This is a genomic window from Streptomyces albidochromogenes (assembly GCF_005981925.1).
GTDB classification, from domain to species: Bacteria; Actinomycetota; Actinomycetes; order Streptomycetales; family Streptomycetaceae; genus Streptomyces; species Streptomyces albidochromogenes.
Map to the genome: position 1 here is coordinate 1 of NZ_VBVX01000019.1, position 18,162 is coordinate 18,162.

Sequence of the window (18,162 nt, forward strand, 5' to 3'; positions counted from 1 at the left end):
GCGTACACCGGCTCCGCGCCCGCCCCCGTCACGCCCCACCGCCGAGCAGCGCGCGCAGCCGGGGCCAGCCGCGTTCGTACGAGAAGGCCCGCGCGCCCCACCGCAGCGCCGGCACCGTCACCACCAGCCCCGCCGGGTCCCGCTCCAGCACGTGCACCTCCGCGACCCGCCGGGACCCGCCCGGACCTCGCGCGAGATGCACGACCACACCGAGAGCGGCGGCCAACTGGCTGTGCAGCGCCGCCCGGTCGAGCCCCGCCGCCGCACCCAGCGCCTCCAGCCGGGCCGGGACATCCGCCGCCGCGTTGGCGTGCACGGTGCCGCACCCGCCTTCGTGTCCGGTGTTGAGCGCGGCCAGGAGCTCCGTGACCTCGGCGCCGCGCACCTCACCGACCACCAGCCGGTCGGGCCGCATCCGCAGTGCCTGCCGCACCAGGTCTCGGAGCGTGACCTGCCCGGCGCCCTCCTGATTCGGGGGCCGCGACTCCAGGCGCACCACATGCGGGTGATCGGGCCTCAGCTCCGCCGAGTCCTCGGCCAGCACGATCCGCTCCCGCTCTCCGACCAGCCCCAGAAGTGTCGACAGGAGCGTGGTCTTCCCCGTGCCCGTGCCGCCGCTGACCAGATACGACAGCCGGGCTTCGACGAGCGCCCGCAGCACCGCCTCCCCGCCCGGCGGCACCGTCCCTGCGGCGACCAGCTCGGCCGGCGAGAACGCCTTCGGGCGGACCACCCGCAGCGACAGGCACGTGCAGCCGACGGCGACCGGCGGCAACACCGCGTGCATCCGCGTCCCGTCGGGCAACCGGGCGTCCACCCACGGCCTCGCGTCGTCCAGTCGCCGCCCCGCCGCGGCCGCGAGCCGCTGGGCGAGTCTGCGCACCGCCGCCGCGTCGGCGAAGGAGACCGGGGTGAGTTCGAGACCGCCGCCCCGGTCCACCCAGACGCGGTCGGGTGCGGACACCAGCACATCGGTCACCGAGGGGTCGGCGAGCAGCGGTTCCAGCGTTCCCGTGCCCACCAGCTCGCAGCGCAGCTCCTCGGCCGCCCCCAGTACCTCCGTGTCGCCCAGCAGCCGGCCCTGCGCCCGCAGTGCGGCGGCCACCCGCGCCGGAGTCGGCTCGGCACCGCTCTCCGCGAGCCGCCGCCGCACGGCGTCCAGCATTCCCGCGCTCATGACACACCGCCCCCGGTCAGCGCCCGCTCCCAGAACGCGGTGCAGAACCGGGCCAGGGGTCCGCGCGCACTGCCCCCCGGTGGCGTTCCCCCGGCCTGCGCTTCCAGCAGCCCCGCCTCCACCGGCAGCTCTCCGGCCAGGGGAAGGCCCAGCAGCCTCGCGACCGTCTCCTCGTCCAGGCCGGCCGCGAAGGGCCCGCGCACCACCGCCCGCAGGTCCCGCAGCACCATGCCGACGCTCGACGCGACCCGTCCGGCCGCCGCGACGGCACGCAGCTCCGCCGGCACCACCAGCAGGCCGAGGTCGAGCTGGGCCAGCGCCTCGGCCACCGCCTCGTCGACCCGTCGCGGCAGATCGACGACCACCACCCCGCCGCGCCTGCGCGCGGCGGCCAGCACCGCCCGCATCGCCTCCGGCGGGATCACCACACGGTCGCCGCGGTCCCAGCTGAGGACTCGCAGCGCGTGCAGCTCGGGGAGCGACTCCTCCAGCGCGCCGCTGCCGACCCGTCCCCGGGACTCGGCGAAATCCGGCCAGCGCATGCCTTCCACGGCTTCCCCGCCGAGCAGGACGTCGAGCCCGCCGCCCAGCGGGTCTCCGTCGACGAGCATGGTGCGCCGGCCCGCACGGGCGGCCGCGACCGCCAGGGCGCACGCCAGCGTGGAGGCCCCTGCCCCGCCGCGGCCCCCGATCACTCCCACGGTCACGGCCTGGCGTCCCACGCCCTCCGCCACATCGGCGATGCGCTCGACGAGCCAGCCCTCCGCGTCGGGCAGCCGCAGCACGTGGTCGGCGCCGATCTCGACGGCCCGCCGCCACACGTGGGGGTCGTCCTGGTCCTTGCCGACGAGCAGCACGCCGCTTCTGCGCGCGCCCCCGCGCCCTAGAACCGCCCCGCGCACCCGCTCGGCGGCGTCGTCGCCGACGAGGATCAGCGGCGCGCTCTCCCAGCTGCCCCTGCGCTCGGGCACCGCGTGATGGACCTCCGGCTCGGCTCCGGCCGCGGCGCACAGCCGCAGCAGATCGTCGAGCAGGTCGACGTCCTCGGTGACGATCAGCGGTCCGCCCTGCCGCGCCTCGGCCACCTGCGGTCGGTCGGGTGTGATGGATCCGGCCACGATCTCCGCCCCCTCTCCCAGCGATTCCTGCTGTCCACGAACTTCGCGGACGGAATCACCGTGACGGGACTTGGGAAATCGTGTGGATCTTGCTGAAAAACTGTGGACAAGTCATCGGTTGTGAATATCCCGCTCACCTATACCAGTGACTTCCGGAGAGCGGCGGAACGACTACAGAGCGTGACACGTCTCACGAGGGGAAGGCATTGGCGGCCACGGGCCAAGAGGAGGAGAAATGATCAGCACCGGAAGGCGAAAAAGTATCCGGACATGCGACGACCCCCGTCGGGGGGGAGAACGGGGGTCGTCTCCACGGCCGACTCGGGGGGGGAGGAGTCGGACCGGGGTAGCACGGTCGCGAACGATCCGTGACTTCCATGGTGTACCCGAGAGCCTTCTCAGGCAAACCCACGCGCCACAGCGTACGCCGAATGGTGGGCGCCTATGCTCGCCTCGTGGAAAAACGCTCCTTGCCGCGAACAGCCGCCTTCTTCGACCTCGACAAGACCGTCATTGCGAAGTCGAGCACGCTGACCTTCAGCAAGTCCTTCTATCAAGGCGGACTGATCAGCCGCAGAGCCGCTCTGCGCACCGCGTACATCCAGTTCGTCTTCCTCGCCGGCGGCGCGGACCACGACCAGATGGAGCGCATGCGCGAGTACCTCTCCGCGCTGTGCAAGGGGTGGAACGTGCAGCAGGTCAAGGAGATCGTCGCCGAGACCCTGCACGACCTGATCGACCCGATCATCTACGACGAGGCGGCCTCCCTCATCGAGGAGCACCACACCGCCGGCCGCGACGTGGTGATCGTCTCCACGTCCGGCGCGGAGGTGGTCGAGCCGATCGGTGAGCTCCTGGGAGCCGACCGCGTCGTGGCGACCCGGATGGTCGTGGGCGACGACGGCTGCTTCACCGGTGAAGTGGAGTACTACGCGTACGGCCCGACCAAGGCCGAGGCGATCAAGGAGCTGGCGGCGTCCGAGGGGTACGACCTATCGCGCTGCTACGCGTACAGCGATTCGGCCACCGACGTGCCGATGCTCGAATCGGTCGGCCACCCCTACGCCGTCAATCCGGACCGGGCGCTGCGCCGGGAAGCGCTCGCCCGCGAATGGCCGGTTCTCACCTTCAACCGGCCGGTCCGCCTCAAGCAGCGGCTGCCCGCCTTCTCCATGCCGCCCCGGCCCGCACTTGTCGCCGCCGCGGCGGTCGGAGCGGCCGCCGCCACCGCGGGTCTCGTCTGGTACGTCAGCCGCCGGCCGGGCCGCAGAGCGCGCCGCACCCAGGAAAGCTTTGCCCGTATTTGAACCGATAAGCAAAGAAGCACGTCCAGGGCTTTCGCTTCCCCGGCTTCAGGAGTACAAAGGACTTAACGGCCCGCGAGACCAGGGACATCCGAGAGGATGACCTAGAACGCAGTAAGGCCCCACGGACCGAGCATGGAAGCCGAGCACCCACGCGACGTCGACCCGTCGATTACGGGCCAGCCGCACCAGGTGACGGGCAAAGCACCCGACCTGATGGGCATATATCGAGGACGCTTGGTAACTGGGCGGACATGCCAGCGGCGGTACCGGTGACCGGTACCGCCGCAACCCTTTGACCGGACGATCCCGCCGGCACGACCGGCGCCTCGCGCGGCCGAACCTGGCCGGAAAGGTGCGGAGGGCGGCCCCTCAGGCGGCGCCGCGCTGCAGCGCCTCGCACACGGCCGTCGACTCCCTGGCCCCCAGCTCCACCGCGCGCCCGCAGTGGGTGATCCACGCCGCCATTCCCTCCGGCGTTCCCGACGCGTAGCCGTCCAACGCCGCCACGTACGCCGCGCGCCCGAGTTCTCCGTGCCCCACCTCGGCGGGACAGACCGACTTCGGGTCCAGCCCGCTGCCGATCAGGACGATGCGCTCGGCGGTGCGCGCCACCAGGCCGTTGTGGGAGCCGAAGGGGCGCAGCGCCATCAGTTCGCCGTGCACCACCGCCGCCGTGACCAGCGCCGGCGCGGAGCCGCCCGCGATGATGAGTTCCGACAGCCCTTCGAGCCGGCCCGCCACCTCACCGGCGGACGGCAGCGGCAGCTCGACCAGGGGTTCGTCCACCGGCTCGCCCGCGAGCCGCGGCCGGCCCACCAGCTCGTCCGACACGCCGGCGCCGCCCGCCGCCACCAGGTGCAGCCGGGCCAGCACGCGAAGCGGCGACTGGCGCCAGATGGACAGGAGCTGCCCTGCCTCGGCGGTCAGCCGCAGCGCCGCGCCGACCGTGCGGGACTCCTCGTCGATGCTGAAGTCGGTACGCCGACGCACCTCCTCCAGCGCCCAGTCCGCACCCGAGAGCGCCGCCGACCCGCGTGCGCCGCGCAGCGCCGCCTCGGCGGTGATCTCGTTGCTGCGGCGCCGCATGACGCGGTGTCCGTAGACCCGGTCGACGGCCTTGCGTACGGAGTCCACGGCCTCGGGCACGCCGGGCAGCGCGCCCAGCGCCGCGAGTGGATCAGCAGTCGTACTCATAGGTAAGGAGCCTACGCACCCCTGGCACGCACCCCACCTTGGAGTGGTCTTCTTCACTTCATGTGCGCACGGCACGCAATCATGCGATTACCCTTGGTGAACATGAAGATCGCTTTCGTAGGGAAGGGCGGCAGCGGCAAGACCACGCTGTCCTCGCTCTTCATCCGCCACCTCACCGCCAACGAGGCCCCGGTCGTCGCCGTGGACGCCGACATCAACCAGCACCTGGGCGCCGCACTCGGCCTGGACGAGGCGCAGGCCGCGGCAATGCCCGCGATGGGCGCGCACCTGCCGCTCATCAAGGACTATCTGCGCGGCACCAACCCGCGCATCACCTCCGCCGACACGATGATCAAGACCACGCCGCCGGGAGAGGGCTCGCGCCTGCTCCGGGTGCGTGAGGACAACCCGGTGTACGACGCGTGCGCCCGTACCGTCCGGCTGGACGACGGCGAGATCCGGCTGATGGCCACAGGGCCCTTCACCGAGTCGGACCTGGGCGTCTCCTGCTACCACTCCAAGGTGGGGGCGGTGGAGCTGTGCCTGAACCACCTCGTGGACGGCCCCGAGGAGTATGTCGTCGTCGACATGACGGCCGGCTCCGACTCCTTCGCCTCGGGCCTGTTCACCCGTTTCGACATGACCTTCCTGGTCGCCGAGCCGACCCGCAAGGGCGTGTCGGTGTACCGCCAGTACAAGGAGTACACCCGGGACTTCGGGGTGTCCCTCAAGGTCGTGGGCAACAAGGTGCAGGGGCAGGACGACATCGACTTCCTGCGCGAGCAGGTGGGTGACGACCTCCTGGTCACCGTCCGCGCGTCCGACTGGGTGCGGTCCATGGAGAAGGGCCGCCCGTCCCGCTTCGAGCTGCTGGAGGCGGACAACCGCCTGGCCCTGCAGACCCTGCAGAACGCCGCTGAGGACTCGTACGCGGAGCGCGACTGGGAGCGCTACACGCGCCAGATGGTGCACTTCCACCTGAGGAACGCCGAGAGCTGGGGCAACGCGAAGACGGGCGCCGACCTGGCTGCCCAGGTCGACCCCGCCTTCGTCCTCGGGGAGCGTTTCGCCGAGGCTAGTGCCGCTCAGCCCGCTTGACCTGCGAGGCCGCCCCGGCGCTCGGGGCGGCCGGAGCCGGCTTGGTCAGGAACGACGCCCAGCCCTCCTTCGGCGCCTCACCGACCTCCAGGGTGCGCATCTTCGCCAGGACCTCCGGGTCCTGCGCGTCCAGCCAGTCGGCGACCTGCTTGAACGAGACACAGCGCACGTCGCGCTTCACGCAGACGGTCTTGATCGTCTCCTCGATGGCGCGCATGTACGTGCCGCCGTTCCAGGACTCGAAGTGGTTGCCGATGATCAGCGGGGCGCGGTTGCCGTTGTACGAGCGGTCGAATGCCTGGAGCAGACCGTCGCGCATCTGGTTGCCCCAGAACCTGTGCCGGGACGGATCACCCTTGACCGTTCCCGACTGGTTGACCATGAAGTTGTAGTCCATCGAGAGCGTTTCGAAGGCCCGCCCCGGCACCGGGACCAGTTGGAGCGGCATGTCCCACAGGCCCTCGGTCTTCTTCGGCCACACCTGCTTGCCGACTCCGCTGGAGTCGTAGCGGAAGCCCAGCTCCTTCGCCGCCAGCATCATGTTCTTCTGCCCTTCGAGGCAGGGGGTGCGGGCGCCGACGAGCTCCTTGTCGTAGTCGAAGGGCAGGGGCTTGGCGTTCTTGAGGCCCGAGTTCGTCTTCCAGCGCTTCACGAACGCCTTGGCCTGCGCGATCTCGCTCTTCCACTCCTGCGTCGACCACGTGCCGACGCCGCCGTCCTTGCCGCAGAAGTGGCCGTTGAAGTGCGTCCCGATCTCGTTGCCGTCGAGCCACGCGCCGCGTAGCTGGTCGACGGTGTCGCTGATGCCCGCGACGTCGTTGAAGCCGATGTCGGAGCGCCCCGGGGAGTGCTGCGGCGGGTCGTAGAGGTGCCGCTTGTCCTCCGGCAGCAGGTACACACCGCTGAGGAAGTACGTCATGGTCGCGTCGTACTTCTTGCCGACCTCGCGGAAGTGCGAGAAGAGCCGCTGGCTGTCCTCACCCGCCCCGTCCCACGAGAACACGACGAACTGCGGCGGCGTCTGACCGGGCTTCAGCCGCTCGGGCGGGGACACGTGCGGCTGCTTGCCGGTGTACGCCGTCGAGCCGTCGCCGATCAGACGCACCGCGCTCTTGGGCGCCGCCTTGGGCGCCTGCTTCTTCGCTCCGTGCGCGCCTTCCTTGGCTCCGGAAGCGCCCCCGGGCGGCCCCGAGCAGGCGGCGAGCGCGCCGGCCAGGGCCGCGGCGGCGACGCCGAAGGCCATCCTCTTCGTAGCGGCCATCATCCGCCCACCTCTTCCTGTCGGATTTATCTGCTTATCCGCTGAAATGCCTATACAGCGGAGCAAACTTCGCATGTCCCGGCAGAGGTATTGATATGACAAGCCGCTTAGATTCTCGCTTCACCGCAAAGGGTGAAAGCTTGCGCCGTTTAGCCCTATTCACACCCTTCGTTCTTTACTCAGCATTACGATTCATTTACCGAGAGTTGAGAAATCCCGCCGCTGCACGCCGTGACCCACGGCCGCGTCCCCACGTTCCGCGACCGCGCTGCCCCGGAGGAGACGGGAACCATGACTGCTTGCGTCCCGACCAGCACCGACCACTCTTCGTCCGTCACGGACGCGTCCCAGTTCCAGCGTCCGCACAGCCCCCCGACCGGCGGTGGTCCCCGCCGCCGCTTCCGCATCGCGGGAGCGGACCTGTCCGCGTCGATCGCCGTCTTCCTCATCGCGCTGCCGCTCTCCCTGGGCATCGCGCTGGCCACCGGCGCCCCCCTCCAGGCCGGGCTGGTCGCCGCCGCCGTCGGCGGACTGGTCGCCGGCCGGTTCGGCGGAGCCCCGCTTCAGGTCAGCGGGCCGGCCGCGGGCCTCACCGTCGTCACGGCCGAGCTGATCCAGCGGTACGGCTGGCGCACGACCTGCGCCATCACCGTGCTGGCCGGCCTCTCCCAACTTGTACTGGCCACCGTGCGCGTGGCCCGGTCCGCCCTCGCCGTGAGCCCCGCGATCGTGCACGGGATGCTCGCCGGCATCGGCGTCACCATCGCGCTCTCCCAACTCCACATCGTCCTCGGCGGCAGCCCGGAGAGTTCAGCCGTGGACAACGTGCGGGTGCTGCCCGCCCAGTTGGCGAACCTGCACGGACCGGCCGTCCTGGTGAGCGCCCTCACCGTCGCCGTGCTGCTCTCCTGGCCGCACCTTCCGGGGCGTACGGGCCGGATCGCCCGGAAGGTCCCCGGCGCGCTCGTCGCCGTGGCCGCCGCCGCCGTGCTCACGGTGCTGACGGGAATGAACGTGCCGCGTGTCGACCTGCCCTCCTGGAGCAGTCACGCGCTGCCGGGGCTGCCGGAAGGCCCCGTGCTCGGGATCGCCGCGGCCGTGCTCACCATCACTCTGGTCACCAGCGTCCAGTCGCTGCTGTCGGCCGTCGCGGTGGACAAGCTGGTGGCCGCCCGCAAGGAACCGCCGACCGACGTACAGCGCTCGAACCTCGACCGAGAGCTGGCCGGGCAGGGCGCCGCGAACATCGTGTCGGGAGCCCTCGGCGGCCTGCCGGTCGCGGGCGTCGCCGTCCGGAGCGTCGCCAACGTCTCGTCGGGCGCCGTCAGCCGGCACTCCACGATGCTGCACGGCCTGTGGATCGTCCTCGCCGCGCTGTTCCTCGTACCGGTCATCGATCTGATCCCGCTGCCCGCGCTCGCCGCGCTGGTGATGGTGGTCGGCTTCCAGATGCTGAGCATCACGCACATCCGCAGCGCCTCCCGGCACCGGGAGATGCTGGTCTACGCGGTGACGACGGCCGGTGTCGCCCTCCTCGGCGTACTGGAGGGAGTGGCCATCGGCATCGCGATGGGGGTCGGTGTAGCCCTCCACCGGCTGGCCAAGACGCACATCACCACCGCCACCACGGCGGACGGCGCCCATCACGTCCAGGTGCGCGGCCAGTTGACGTTCCTCGCGGTGCCCCGGCTCAGCCGTGCGCTGAACCAGGTGCCCGAAGGGGCGACCGTCGTCGTCGAACTGGACGGGTCGTTCATGGACCACGCGGCGTACGAGACGCTCCACTACTGGCAGGACGCGCACACCGCGCGCGGCGGCCGCGTGGACATCACCGGCCGCTCGGGCAACCGGTTCACCGGTCCGCTCTCCGGCACAGGGGCCGGAGAGTCCGCCGGCACCGGCCCTCACGGCGCCCACTCCACCCACACCTGCTGCCGCCCGTGGACCCCCTGGCGCAACCACCACTGCGACCACCGCGCCGCCGCCCCGTCGCCGGCCGCGGCGGGCCGCGGTGGGCGCAGCGCGGGCCAACTCGCCACCGGGCTGAGCGCGTTCCAGCGCAACACGGCGCCGCTGGTGCGCGAGGAGCTGGCCCGGCTCGCGCGCGAGGGGCAGACGCCGTCGCAGCTGTTCATCACCTGCGCCGACTCCCGCCTCGTCACGAGCATGATCACCTCCAGCGGCCCCGGCGACCTCTTCACCGTGCGCAACGTGGGCAATCTGGTGCCGCCGCCCGGCGCGGAGAGCGCGGACGACTCGGTGGGGGCGGCCATCGAGTACGCCGTGGACGTGCTGAAGGTGCAGTCCATCACCGTCTGCGGGCACTCCGGCTGCGGTGCGATGCAGGCCCTGCTCAACTCGCCGCCCGACACCCCGCCGGACGAGGACCGTACGCCGCTGCGGCGCTGGCTGCGGCACGCCGTACCCAGCCTGGAGCGGATGCGCAGCAAGAAGCACTCCTGGGCGAGGATCTCGGGGAGGATGCCGGCCGACGCGGTCGAGCAGCTCTGCCTGACCAACGTGGTGCAGCAGTTGGAGCATCTGCACACGCACGAGGCGGTGCGCCGGCGGCTCGAAGAGGGCACCCTCGAACTGCACGGCATGTACTTCCATGTCGGCGAGGCCCAGGCGTATCTGCTCCAGGACGGCGTCCGGATCGGTGAGACCGACGCGGTCTTCGACCGGGTCGGCCCGGTCGAAGACCCGGAGGCAGAAGGCTCCCTGAAGGAGTCGCGCGTCTGAACCGACCGGCCGCCGCGCCCGTGAGACCGTATGGCCCCTCCTCGCGCCGCCCTGCGGGGAGGGGCCGTACGCCGCCACCAACACGGCGCGGATGTGACCCACCCGACTCACAGGTCTAAACCAATTTCCGGAAGGCTCTTGTCACCCGGGCACGGGACTGATGAGCTAGGGCACGGGACACATCGGACGCCCTGGGAATGGGAGATGTCGTGAGCAACGAAAGCCTGGCCAACCTCATGAAGGAGGAGCGCCGCTTCTCGCCGCCTGCCGAGCTGGCCGCCGACGCCAACGTCACGGCGGAGGCGTACGAACAGGCCGAGGCAGACCGGCTGGGCTTCTGGGCCGAGCAGGCCCGGCGGCTCACCTGGGCCACCGAGCCGACCGAGACGCTCGACTGGTCGAACCCGCCGTTCGCCAAGTGGTTCGCCGACGGCAGGCTCAACGTCGCGTACAACTGCGTGGACCGCCACGTCGAGGCCGGCAACGGCGACCGGGTCGCCATCCACTTCGAGGGCGAGCCCGGCGACACCCGCGCGATCACCTACGCGGAGCTCCAGGACGAGGTCGCCCGCGCCGCCAACGCCCTGACGGAACTGGGCGTCCGCAAGGGCGACCGGGTCGCCGTCTACCTGCCGATGATCCCCGAGGCCGCCGTCGCGATGCTGGCCTGCGCCCGCATCGGAGCCGCGCACTCGGTGGTCTTCGGCGGCTTCTCGGCCGACGCCGTCGCCTCCCGCATCCAGGACGCCGACGCCAAGATCGTCATCACCTCGGACGGCGGCTACCGGCGCGGCAAGCCCTCCGCCCTCAAGCCCGCCATCGACGAGGCCGTCGCCAAGTGCCCGCAGGTGGAGCACGTCCTGGTCGTACGCCGCACGGGTCAGGACACCGCGTGGAACGACAGCAAGGACGTCTGGTGGCACGAGATCGTCGGCCGCCAGTCCGCCGACCACTCCCCCGAGGCGTTCGACGCCGAGCACCCGCTCTTCATCCTCTACACGTCCGGTACGACGGGTAAGCCGAAGGGCATCCTGCACACCTCCGGCGGCTACCTCACTCAGGCCGCGTACACCCACCACGCCGTCTTCGACCTCAAGCCGGAGACCGACGTGTACTGGTGCACGGCCGACATCGGCTGGGTGACCGGGCATTCGTACATCGTGTACGGGCCGCTGGCCAACGGCGCGACCCAGGTCATGTACGAGGGCACGCCCGACACGCCGCACCAGGGGCGCTTCTGGGAGATCGTGCAGAAGTACGGCGTCACGATCCTCTACACCGCGCCGACCGCGATCCGCACGTTCATGAAGTGGGGCGACGACATCCCCGCCAAGTTCGACCTGAGCAGCCTGCGCGTGCTCGGGTCGGTCGGGGAGCCGATCAACCCCGAGGCGTGGATCTGGTACCGGGAGAACATCGGCGCGGGCAAGACCCCGATCGTGGACACCTGGTGGCAGACCGAGACCGGCGCGATGATGATCTCGCCGCTGCCCGGCGTCACCGCCACCAAGCCCGGCTCCGCCCAGCGCGCACTGCCCGGCATCAGCGCGACCGTCGTCGACGACGAGGCGAACGAGGTGCCCGACGGAGGCGGCGGCTACCTCGTGCTCACCGAACCGTGGCCCTCCATGCTCCGTACGATCTGGGGCGACGACCAGCGCTTCCTCGACACCTACTGGTCCCGCTTCCCCGGCAAGTACTTCGCGGGCGACGGCGCCAAGAAGGACGACGACGGCGACATCTGGCTGCTCGGCCGGGTGGACGACGTGATGCTGGTGTCCGGTCACAACATCTCGACCACCGAGGTCGAGTCGGCGCTCGTGTCGCACCCGTCCGTCGCCGAGGCCGCGGTCGTCGGCGCGGCCGACGAGACGACCGGCCAGGCCATCGTCGCGTTCGTCATCCTGCGCGGTACGGCTTCGGAGACCGACACGCTCGTGGGCGAGCTGCGCGACCATGTCGGCGCCACCCTCGGTCCTATCGCGAAGCCCAAGCGGATCCTGCCGGTGGCCGAGCTGCCCAAGACCCGCTCCGGCAAGATCATGCGCAGGCTGCTGCGGGACGTCGCCGAGAACCGGCAGCTGGGCGATGTCACCACCCTCACCGACTCCTCGGTGATGGACCTCATCCAGACGAAGCTGCCGAGCGCGTCCAGCGAGGACTGACGGCAGCAGTCCGCCTCAGCGGCTCAGCCAGCGTCCAGAACGGGCACCCCGCCCCCGCGCCGGGTGCCCGTTCGTACGCGCACCTCACGTTCTGGTGGTTCAGGACATCATGGGCATTCTGCTCGTAAGGTGACGATTGCCGGATTACGCCCTTGCGCTCCCGGGTAGAGTGGTCGACCGCGTCAGGAACGCGTCAAAACTCCACAGGTGCGCCGGGAAGTCTGGTCGGCAATGTGCTCCATGCTGCCCACCGACCGGAGGTTCCACCCGTGACCGCGCCCCGCCCGACCGCCTCGCCCAGCCCGTCGGCCCCGCAGGGCGGCCGGAAGTTCCTCGGACGCCTCTCGCTCCCCGAGCGCACCTTCGTCGCCGACGCGCTGCGCACCGAGACGGTCGGCGGCGTACTGCTCCTCGTGGCGGCCATCGCCGCGCTGGTCTGGGCGAACACCCCTCTCAGCGAAAGCTACGCGTCCGTACGCGACTTCCATTTCGGACCCGCCTCCCTGGGCCTCGACCTCTCCGTCCAGCACTGGGCCGCCGACGGCCTCCTCGCCGTCTTCTTCTTCGTCGCGGGCATCGAGCTCAAGCGCGAACTGGTGGCGGGCGAACTGAGCGACCCCAGGGCCGCCGCACTCCCCGTCATCGCCGCCCTCAGCGGCATGCTGGCGCCGGCCCTCGTGTACGTCGTGGTCAACGCCGCCGGGGGCGGAAGCATGGACGGCTGGGCCGTCCCGACCGCCACCGACATCGCCTTCGCGCTCGCCGTCCTCGCGGTCATCGGCACCTCGCTGCCGTCGGCGCTGCGCGCGTTCCTGCTCACCCTGGCCGTCGTCGACGACCTGTTCGCGATCCTGATCATCGCCGTCTTCTTCACCAACGACCTCAACTTCGCCGCGCTCGGCGGAGCGGTGGCCGCGCTGGCCGTCTTCTGGCTGCTGCTGCGCAAGCGCGTACGGGGCTGGTACCTCTACGTACCGCTCGCCCTGGTGATCTGGGGCCTGATGTACAACAGCGGCGTGCACGCCACGATCGCCGGTGTGGCGATGGGGCTGATGCTGCGCTGCTCCCGCGAGGAGGGCGAGGCGCACTCCCCCGGCGAGCACATCGAGCACCTCGTACGGCCGGTCTCGGCGGGCGTCGCCGTACCGCTGTTCGCCCTCTTCTCCGCCGGGGTCTCCGTGTCCGGTGCGGCCATCGGCGACGTGTTCACCCGGCCCGAGACGCTCGGCGTCGTCCTCGGCCTGGTCGTCGGCAAGGCCGTCGGCATCTTCGGCGGCACGTGGCTCGCGGCCCGCTTCACCAAGGCCGAGCTCAACGACGACCTCGCCTGGCCAGACGTCTTCGCCGTGGCCTCGCTGGCCGGCATCGGCTTCACCGTGTCCCTGCTCATCGGCGAACTCGCCTTCACCGGTGACGCCGCACTCACCGGCCGGATCAAGGCCGCCGTGCTCGCCGGTTCGCTGATCGCCGCCCTGCTGTCCGGGATCCTGCTCAAGCTCCGGGTACGCAAGTACCGCGCGTTGGTCGAGGAGGAGGAGCGCGACGAGGACCAGGACGGCATTCCGGACATCTACGAGCACGGCCAGCGCGAATACCACCTGAGGATGGCCGCGATCCACGACGCGAAGGCCGCCGAGCACCGCAAGCTCGCGGAACTCGCGGGGGCATCCAGCGGCAAGGACGACAGTCCGGCATGATTCGACATCAGATACAGACAGACGGAGAAGAGGGAGAGAGCGATGAGCGACCCCGCCCGCACAGCGACGGCTGACAGCGTCGACCGCAGCCTCGGCCAGTTGGTCGCGACAGCGACCGCCGAGATGTCCGCACTCATGCACGACGAGATCGCGCTGGCCAAGGCCGAGCTGCGGCAGGACGCCAAGCGCGTCGGCATGGGCGGCACGGCGATCGGGGTCGCGGGGGTGTTCGCGCTCTTCTCCCTGCCGGTGCTGAGCTTCGCCGCGGCGTACGGCATCCACAACCTGGGGCTCGGGCTCGCCTGGTCCTTCCTGATCGTCGGCGGAGCGTTTCTGCTGCTGGCGGGGCTGCTGGCGCTGATCGCCGTCACCAAGTTCAAGAAGGTCAAGCCGCCGGAGAAGAGCATCTCCTCGGCCAAGCAGACGGCGGCCGTACTGCAGGGCGTCAAGCCTCACCCGCGCCAGGTCGGTGACAAGGCGGTGGCTGTGGCACGCTCATCCACATGACCGCCCCAGATTCCGGCTCCGCCACGCCTCTTTCCGTCGTACGTCCCGACGGCCCATGGACCCACCGCGACGTCGCGGCCAACGGCGCGCGCTTCCACATCGCGGAGGTCGGGGACGGCCCGCTCGTGCTGCTGCTGCACGGCTTCCCGCAGTTCTGGTGGACGTGGCGGCACCAGATGACCGCGCTCGCCGACGCCGGGTTCCGGGCCGTGGCGATGGACCTGCGGGGCGTCGGCGGCAGCGACCGCACGCCGCGGGGTTACGACCCGGCGAACCTCGCGCTCGACATCACCGGCGTGGTGCGCTCGCTCGGCGAGCCGGACGCGGCGCTCGTCGGGCACGACCTGGGCGGATACCTGGCGTGGACGGCGGCCGTCATGCGGCCCAAGCTGGTGCGCCGCCTGGTGGTCTCCTCGATGCCGCACCCCCGGCGCTGGCGCTCGGCGATGCTCTCCGACCTGTCGCAGACGCGGGCCGGATCGTACGTCTGGGGTTTCCAGCGGCCGTGGCTGCCGGAGCGTCAGCTGACGGCGGACGACGCGGCGTTGACGGGCCGGCTGATCCGCGACTGGTCCGGGCCCCGGCTGCCGGACGACGAGGACGTCGACGTGTACCGGCGGGCGATGTCGATTCCGTCGACGGCGCACTGCTCGGTCGAGCCGTACCGGTGGATGGTGCGGTCGCTGGCGCGCCCGGACGGCATCCAGTTCAACCGGCGCATGAAGCGGCCCGTACGAGTGCCCACACTGCATCTGCACGGATCGCTGGACCCGGTCATGCGCACGCGCAGCGCGGCGGGCTCCGGCGAGTACGTCGAAGCCCCGTACCGGTGGCGGCTGTTCGACGGTCTGGGCCACTTCCCGCACGAGGAGGACCCGGTGGCGTTCTCGACCGAGCTGGTCAACTGGCTGAAGGACCCCGAGCCCGACCGCTGACCGGCCGGCAGCCGGCCGACGGCCGCCGGAACGCTTGTCCTACGAACAGCCAATTGCCTCGCGCATAGGCCAATTGGCTGCCCCCGACGCGATTACGGACCATGGGGCCCGGGCAAACGTCGGGGTATGGGCTGGACGCACGACTACGGTGACGCAGCACGCAACCGCCGCTCGGCCACAGCGCTGAGCACCCACGAAGGGGGCGGTCCTCGGGACCAGGGCCACGGCCCGCCCTCCCGCGCGATCGGGATTCCGCGCATCCTCCGCCGCCGGGCCCGCTGGGTCTCGGCGCGACTGCGCCATCCCCGCGACTGAGGCAGGCCGGATCCGTACTACTCCGCTTCGAACCTGAGGTATCCGAGTCCGGGGTGCGCGCCGCGGTAGCCGTCGAGCAGCCGCCGCGCCACCCCGACCGAGTCGACGAGCGGGTGCAGGGCGAACGCCTTCACCGCTGCCCGCGCCGATCCGCTCTCCCCCGCTTCCAGTACGCACCGCTCCACCGCCTTGACCGCGGCCACCAGGCCCGCCTCATGGCCGGTCAGCGGTGATACGGCGACGGGGCGCGCGCCGGTCGCGTCGACCAGGCACGGGACTTCGACGACGGCTGCCTCGTCGAGCAGCGGCAACGGCACCGCGCCGTCGCTCCCGCCGAGGCCGTTGCGGACGTTGAGGATCAGCGTGGCGCGCTCGTCGCGGGCGATCGCCCGCATCAGGGCGAGCGCGACGTACTCGTAGCCACCGGACTCCAGGTCGTCGGCGGCGCGCTCTCCCGCGCCCGCCGCCTCCCGGTTCTCCGCCATGTACGTGGCCTCACGCTCGGCGCGCGTACGGTCCCACGCGGCCAGGGCGCCCGACGTACGGCCCGCCATGCCGTCGTAGAACCGCGCCTGCTGGTCGCGGAGGAAGGCGCCGCGGGTCTGGTTCGCCTCGCGGTAGGCGGTGACCGTCTCACGGTTGAAGTAGTAGTAGTGCAGGTACTCGTTGGGGACGGAGCCGAGCGAGCGCAGCCACGCGGCGCCGAAGAGCCTGCCCTCCTCGAACGACGTCAGCGCGCGCTCGTCGTCGAAGAGGGCCGGGAGCAGGTTCCCGCCGCCGGGTGCCTCGTCGTCGTACACGCCGCGCAGCCAGCCGAGGTGGTTGAGGCCGACGTAGTCGAGCCGCGCCGCCGCCGGGTCCGCGACGCCGAGCACCCGGGCGACGCGCCGGCCGAGGCCCACCGGCGAGTCGCAGATGCCGATGACGCGGTCGCCGAGGTGGCGGGACATGGCCTCGGTGACCAGGCCGGCCGGGTTGGTGAAGTTGATGACCCACGCCTCGGGGGCGATCCGCGCCACCCGGCGAGCGATGTCGGCGGCGACCGGGACCGTGCGCAGCCCGTACGCGATGCCGCCGGCGCCGACCGTCTCCTGGCCCAGGACACCCTCGGCCAGCGCGACGCGCTCGTCGGCGGCCCTGCCCTCCAGGCCGCCGACCCGGATGGCGGAGAAGACGAAGTCGGCGCCGCGCAGCGCCTCGTCGAGGTCGGTGGTCACGGTCACGGACGGCGCGTCCGCGACCCCGTCGGCCTGGTCGGCCAGGACCCGGGCGATCGCGGTGAGCCGCGCCCGGTCGAGGTCGTGCAGGGTGACCTGGGTGACGCGGCCCTCGGCGCGGTCGCGCAGGAGCGCGCCGTACACGAGGGGGACGCGGAAGCCGCCGCCGCCGAGAATCGTCAGACGCATGTGCTTGTCCCCGCCGCCTCTTCGCAGCGCTCCGCTCAGAGCGCGCATCCCTCGCTGTCGACCTGCTGGTTGGCGGCGCGGCCGAGGCGGACGTCCTCCTGGACCTCGTCGGCCGTCAGGGCGTACCCCGTGTCGGCGTCGTCGAGGGACTTGGCGAAGACGACGCCGAAGACCTTGCCGTCGGGCGTCAGCAGCGGGCCGCCCGAATTGCCCTGACGGACGGTCGCGAAGAGCGAGTAGACGTCGCGCTGGACCGTGCCGCGGTGGTAGATGTCCGGGCCGTTGGCGTTGATCCGGCCGCGGACACGGGCGGACCGGACGTCGTACGCGCCGTTCTCCGGGAAGCCGGCGACGATGGCGCTGTCGCCGGTGCGGGCGTCGGCGTCCGTGAACTCCAGCGCCGGGGCGTCGAGGTCGGGGACGTCCAGTACGGCGATGTCGCGCTCCCAGTCGTAGAGCACCACGGTGGCGTCGTACCGGCGGCCCTCACCGCCTATCTGCACGGTGGGCTCGTCCACGCCGCCGACGACGTGCGCGTTGGTCATGACGCGGCGCTCGTCGAAGACGAAGCCGGTGCCTTCGAGGACCTTGCCGCAGCTCTGCGCCGTACCGACGACCTTCACGATGGACTTCTTGGCGCGGGCGGCGACGGGGCTGCCGGCGAGCGCCGGGTCGGGGGCCTTGACCTCGGTGATCGGCTCGTTGGAGAAGGGGCTGAAGACCTGCGGGAAGCCGTTCTGCGTGAGGACGGACCTGAAGTCCGTGAACCACATGTCCGCCTGCTCGGGCAGCACCCGCGAGACGCCGAGGAGCACCTTGGAGTTGCGGACCTCCTTGCCCAGCGTGGGCAGCGAGGTCTGCGCGAGCATGGAGCCGATCAGCCAGGCGACCAGCAGCATCGCGACGACGTTGACCAGCGCGCCGCCCGAGGCGTCCAGGACGCGGGCGGGCGACCAGGTGATGTATCTGCGGAGCTTGTTCCCGAGGTGGGTGGTGAAGGCCTGCCCCACCGAAGCGCACACGATCACGACGATGACCGCGACGACGGCGGCCGTCGAGCTGACTTCCGAACCGTCGGTCAGCTGGTCCCACAGGAACGGCAGCAGGTAGACGGCGACGAGGCCGCCGCCCAGAAAGCCGATCACCGACAGGATGCCGACGACGAATCCCTGTCGGTATCCGACGATCGCGAACCACACCGCCGCGACCAGCAACAAGATGTCCAGGACGTTCACATGGC

At 71.1% G+C, this 18,162-nt stretch carries 14 protein-coding genes; 8 read left to right on the forward strand and 6 right to left on the reverse strand.

Going from position 1 to position 18,162, the window contains the following annotated elements; all coding sequences use genetic code 11:
- Positions 1–28: 28 nt before the first annotated feature.
- Together E2E34_RS04590 and ssd are read right to left on the reverse strand one after the other, a co-directional pair.
- On the reverse strand, positions 29–1,177 hold the full coding sequence (locus E2E34_RS04590) for a TadA family conjugal transfer-associated ATPase (RefSeq protein ID WP_138900609.1): 1,149 nt from the start codon (positions 1,175–1,177) through the stop codon (positions 29–31).
- Positions 1,174–2,295, reverse strand: coding sequence for a septum site-determining protein Ssd (gene ssd, locus E2E34_RS04595; protein WP_138900610.1), 1,122 nt, complete (start codon positions 2,293–2,295; stop codon positions 1,174–1,176). The genes E2E34_RS04590 and ssd overlap by 4 nt, the downstream gene beginning before the upstream one ends.
- Positions 2,296–2,726: 431 nt before the next feature.
- Here ssd and E2E34_RS04600 point away from each other — a divergent pair, with 431 nt between their 5' ends.
- The gene (locus E2E34_RS04600) at positions 2,727–3,602 is read left to right on the forward strand and encodes an HAD family hydrolase (RefSeq protein ID WP_138900611.1); all 876 of its coding nucleotides are present in this window, start codon (positions 2,727–2,729) and stop codon (positions 3,600–3,602) included.
- Between the two features lie 369 nt (positions 3,603–3,971).
- On the opposite strand, the gene E2E34_RS04605 is transcribed toward E2E34_RS04600, so the two are convergent.
- Positions 3,972–4,796 carry a Fic family protein gene (locus E2E34_RS04605; protein WP_138900612.1) on the reverse strand — a complete coding sequence of 275 codons (825 nt, stop codon included), beginning with the start codon at positions 4,794–4,796 and terminating at the stop codon, positions 3,972–3,974.
- A 96-nt stretch (positions 4,797–4,892) separates the two neighbouring features.
- Here E2E34_RS04605 and E2E34_RS04610 point away from each other — a divergent pair, with 96 nt between their 5' ends.
- Positions 4,893–5,894, forward strand: coding sequence for an ATP-binding protein (locus E2E34_RS04610; RefSeq protein ID WP_138900613.1), 1,002 nt, complete (start codon positions 4,893–4,895; stop codon positions 5,892–5,894).
- Here the strand turns inward: E2E34_RS04610 and E2E34_RS04615 are convergent.
- Entirely contained in the window at positions 5,872–7,158 is a 1,287-nt protein-coding gene (locus E2E34_RS04615; protein ID WP_138900614.1) for a polysaccharide deacetylase family protein, read from the reverse strand. The two genes, E2E34_RS04610 and E2E34_RS04615, sit on opposite strands and share 23 nt — an antisense overlap.
- A 288-nt stretch (positions 7,159–7,446) precedes the next feature.
- Between E2E34_RS04615 and E2E34_RS04620 the strand changes: the two genes are divergently transcribed.
- From E2E34_RS04620 to E2E34_RS36235, 6 genes are all read left to right on the forward strand, one after another.
- On the forward strand, positions 7,447–9,897 hold the full coding sequence (locus tag E2E34_RS04620) for a bifunctional SulP family inorganic anion transporter/carbonic anhydrase (RefSeq protein WP_138900615.1): 2,451 nt from the start codon (positions 7,447–7,449) through the stop codon (positions 9,895–9,897).
- A 209-nt stretch (positions 9,898–10,106) separates the two neighbouring features.
- Complete coding sequence (gene acs / locus E2E34_RS04625) at positions 10,107–12,062, forward strand: acetate--CoA ligase (protein WP_138900616.1); 1,956 nt, start codon at positions 10,107–10,109, stop codon at positions 12,060–12,062.
- A 269-nt stretch (positions 12,063–12,331) separates the two neighbouring features.
- On the forward strand, positions 12,332–13,759 hold the full coding sequence (nhaA, locus tag E2E34_RS04630; RefSeq protein ID WP_244315514.1) for a Na+/H+ antiporter NhaA: 1,428 nt from the start codon (positions 12,332–12,334) through the stop codon (positions 13,757–13,759).
- Positions 13,760–13,801: 42 nt separating this feature from the next.
- Positions 13,802–14,266, forward strand: a complete 465-nt coding sequence (locus tag E2E34_RS04635; protein WP_138900618.1) for a phage holin family protein — start codon at positions 13,802–13,804, stop codon at positions 14,264–14,266.
- Positions 14,263–15,201 carry an alpha/beta fold hydrolase gene (locus E2E34_RS04640; protein WP_138900619.1) on the forward strand — a complete coding sequence of 313 codons (939 nt, stop codon included), beginning with the start codon at positions 14,263–14,265 and terminating at the stop codon, positions 15,199–15,201. Before E2E34_RS04635 ends, E2E34_RS04640 begins: the two co-directional genes overlap by 4 nt.
- Positions 15,202–15,327: 126 nt before the next feature.
- Complete coding sequence (locus E2E34_RS36235; RefSeq protein WP_078606705.1) at positions 15,328–15,516, forward strand: hypothetical protein; 189 nt, start codon at positions 15,328–15,330, stop codon at positions 15,514–15,516.
- 17 nt (positions 15,517–15,533) lie between these two features.
- On the opposite strand, the gene E2E34_RS04650 is transcribed toward E2E34_RS36235, so the two are convergent.
- Both E2E34_RS04650 and E2E34_RS04655 read right to left on the reverse strand, forming a co-directional pair.
- Entirely contained in the window at positions 15,534–16,922 is a 1,389-nt protein-coding gene (locus E2E34_RS04650; protein ID WP_138900620.1) for a 6-phospho-beta-glucosidase, read from the reverse strand.
- A 35-nt stretch (positions 16,923–16,957) separates the two neighbouring features.
- Positions 16,958–18,157 carry a MarP family serine protease gene (locus tag E2E34_RS04655; RefSeq protein ID WP_138900621.1) on the reverse strand — a complete coding sequence of 400 codons (1,200 nt, stop codon included), beginning with the start codon at positions 18,155–18,157 and terminating at the stop codon, positions 16,958–16,960.
- Between the last annotated feature and the right edge of the window lie 5 nt (positions 18,158–18,162).

What these genes read in the sequence shown, in the direction of transcription:
- E2E34_RS04590 (WP_138900609.1), bottom strand. Translation starts at nt 1,177, where the DNA reads ATGAGCGCGGGAATGCTGGACGCCGTGCGGCGGCGGCTCGCGGAGAGC.
- E2E34_RS04600 (WP_138900611.1), top strand. Translation starts at nt 2,727, where the DNA reads ATGGTGGGCGCCTATGCTCGCCTCGTGGAAAAACGCTCCTTGCCGCGA.
- E2E34_RS04605 (WP_138900612.1), bottom strand. Translation starts at nt 4,796, where the DNA reads ATGAGTACGACTGCTGATCCACTCGCGGCGCTGGGCGCGCTGCCCGGC.
- E2E34_RS04615 (WP_138900614.1), bottom strand. Translation starts at nt 7,158, where the DNA reads ATGATGGCCGCTACGAAGAGGATGGCCTTCGGCGTCGCCGCCGCGGCC.
- E2E34_RS04620 (WP_138900615.1), top strand. Translation starts at nt 7,447, where the DNA reads ATGACTGCTTGCGTCCCGACCAGCACCGACCACTCTTCGTCCGTCACG.
- E2E34_RS04635 (WP_138900618.1), top strand. Translation starts at nt 13,802, where the DNA reads ATGAGCGACCCCGCCCGCACAGCGACGGCTGACAGCGTCGACCGCAGC.
- E2E34_RS04640 (WP_138900619.1), top strand. Translation starts at nt 14,263, where the DNA reads ATGACCGCCCCAGATTCCGGCTCCGCCACGCCTCTTTCCGTCGTACGT.
- E2E34_RS36235 (WP_078606705.1), top strand. Translation starts at nt 15,328, where the DNA reads ATGGGCTGGACGCACGACTACGGTGACGCAGCACGCAACCGCCGCTCG.
- E2E34_RS04650 (WP_138900620.1), bottom strand. Translation starts at nt 16,922, where the DNA reads ATGCGTCTGACGATTCTCGGCGGCGGCGGCTTCCGCGTCCCCCTCGTG.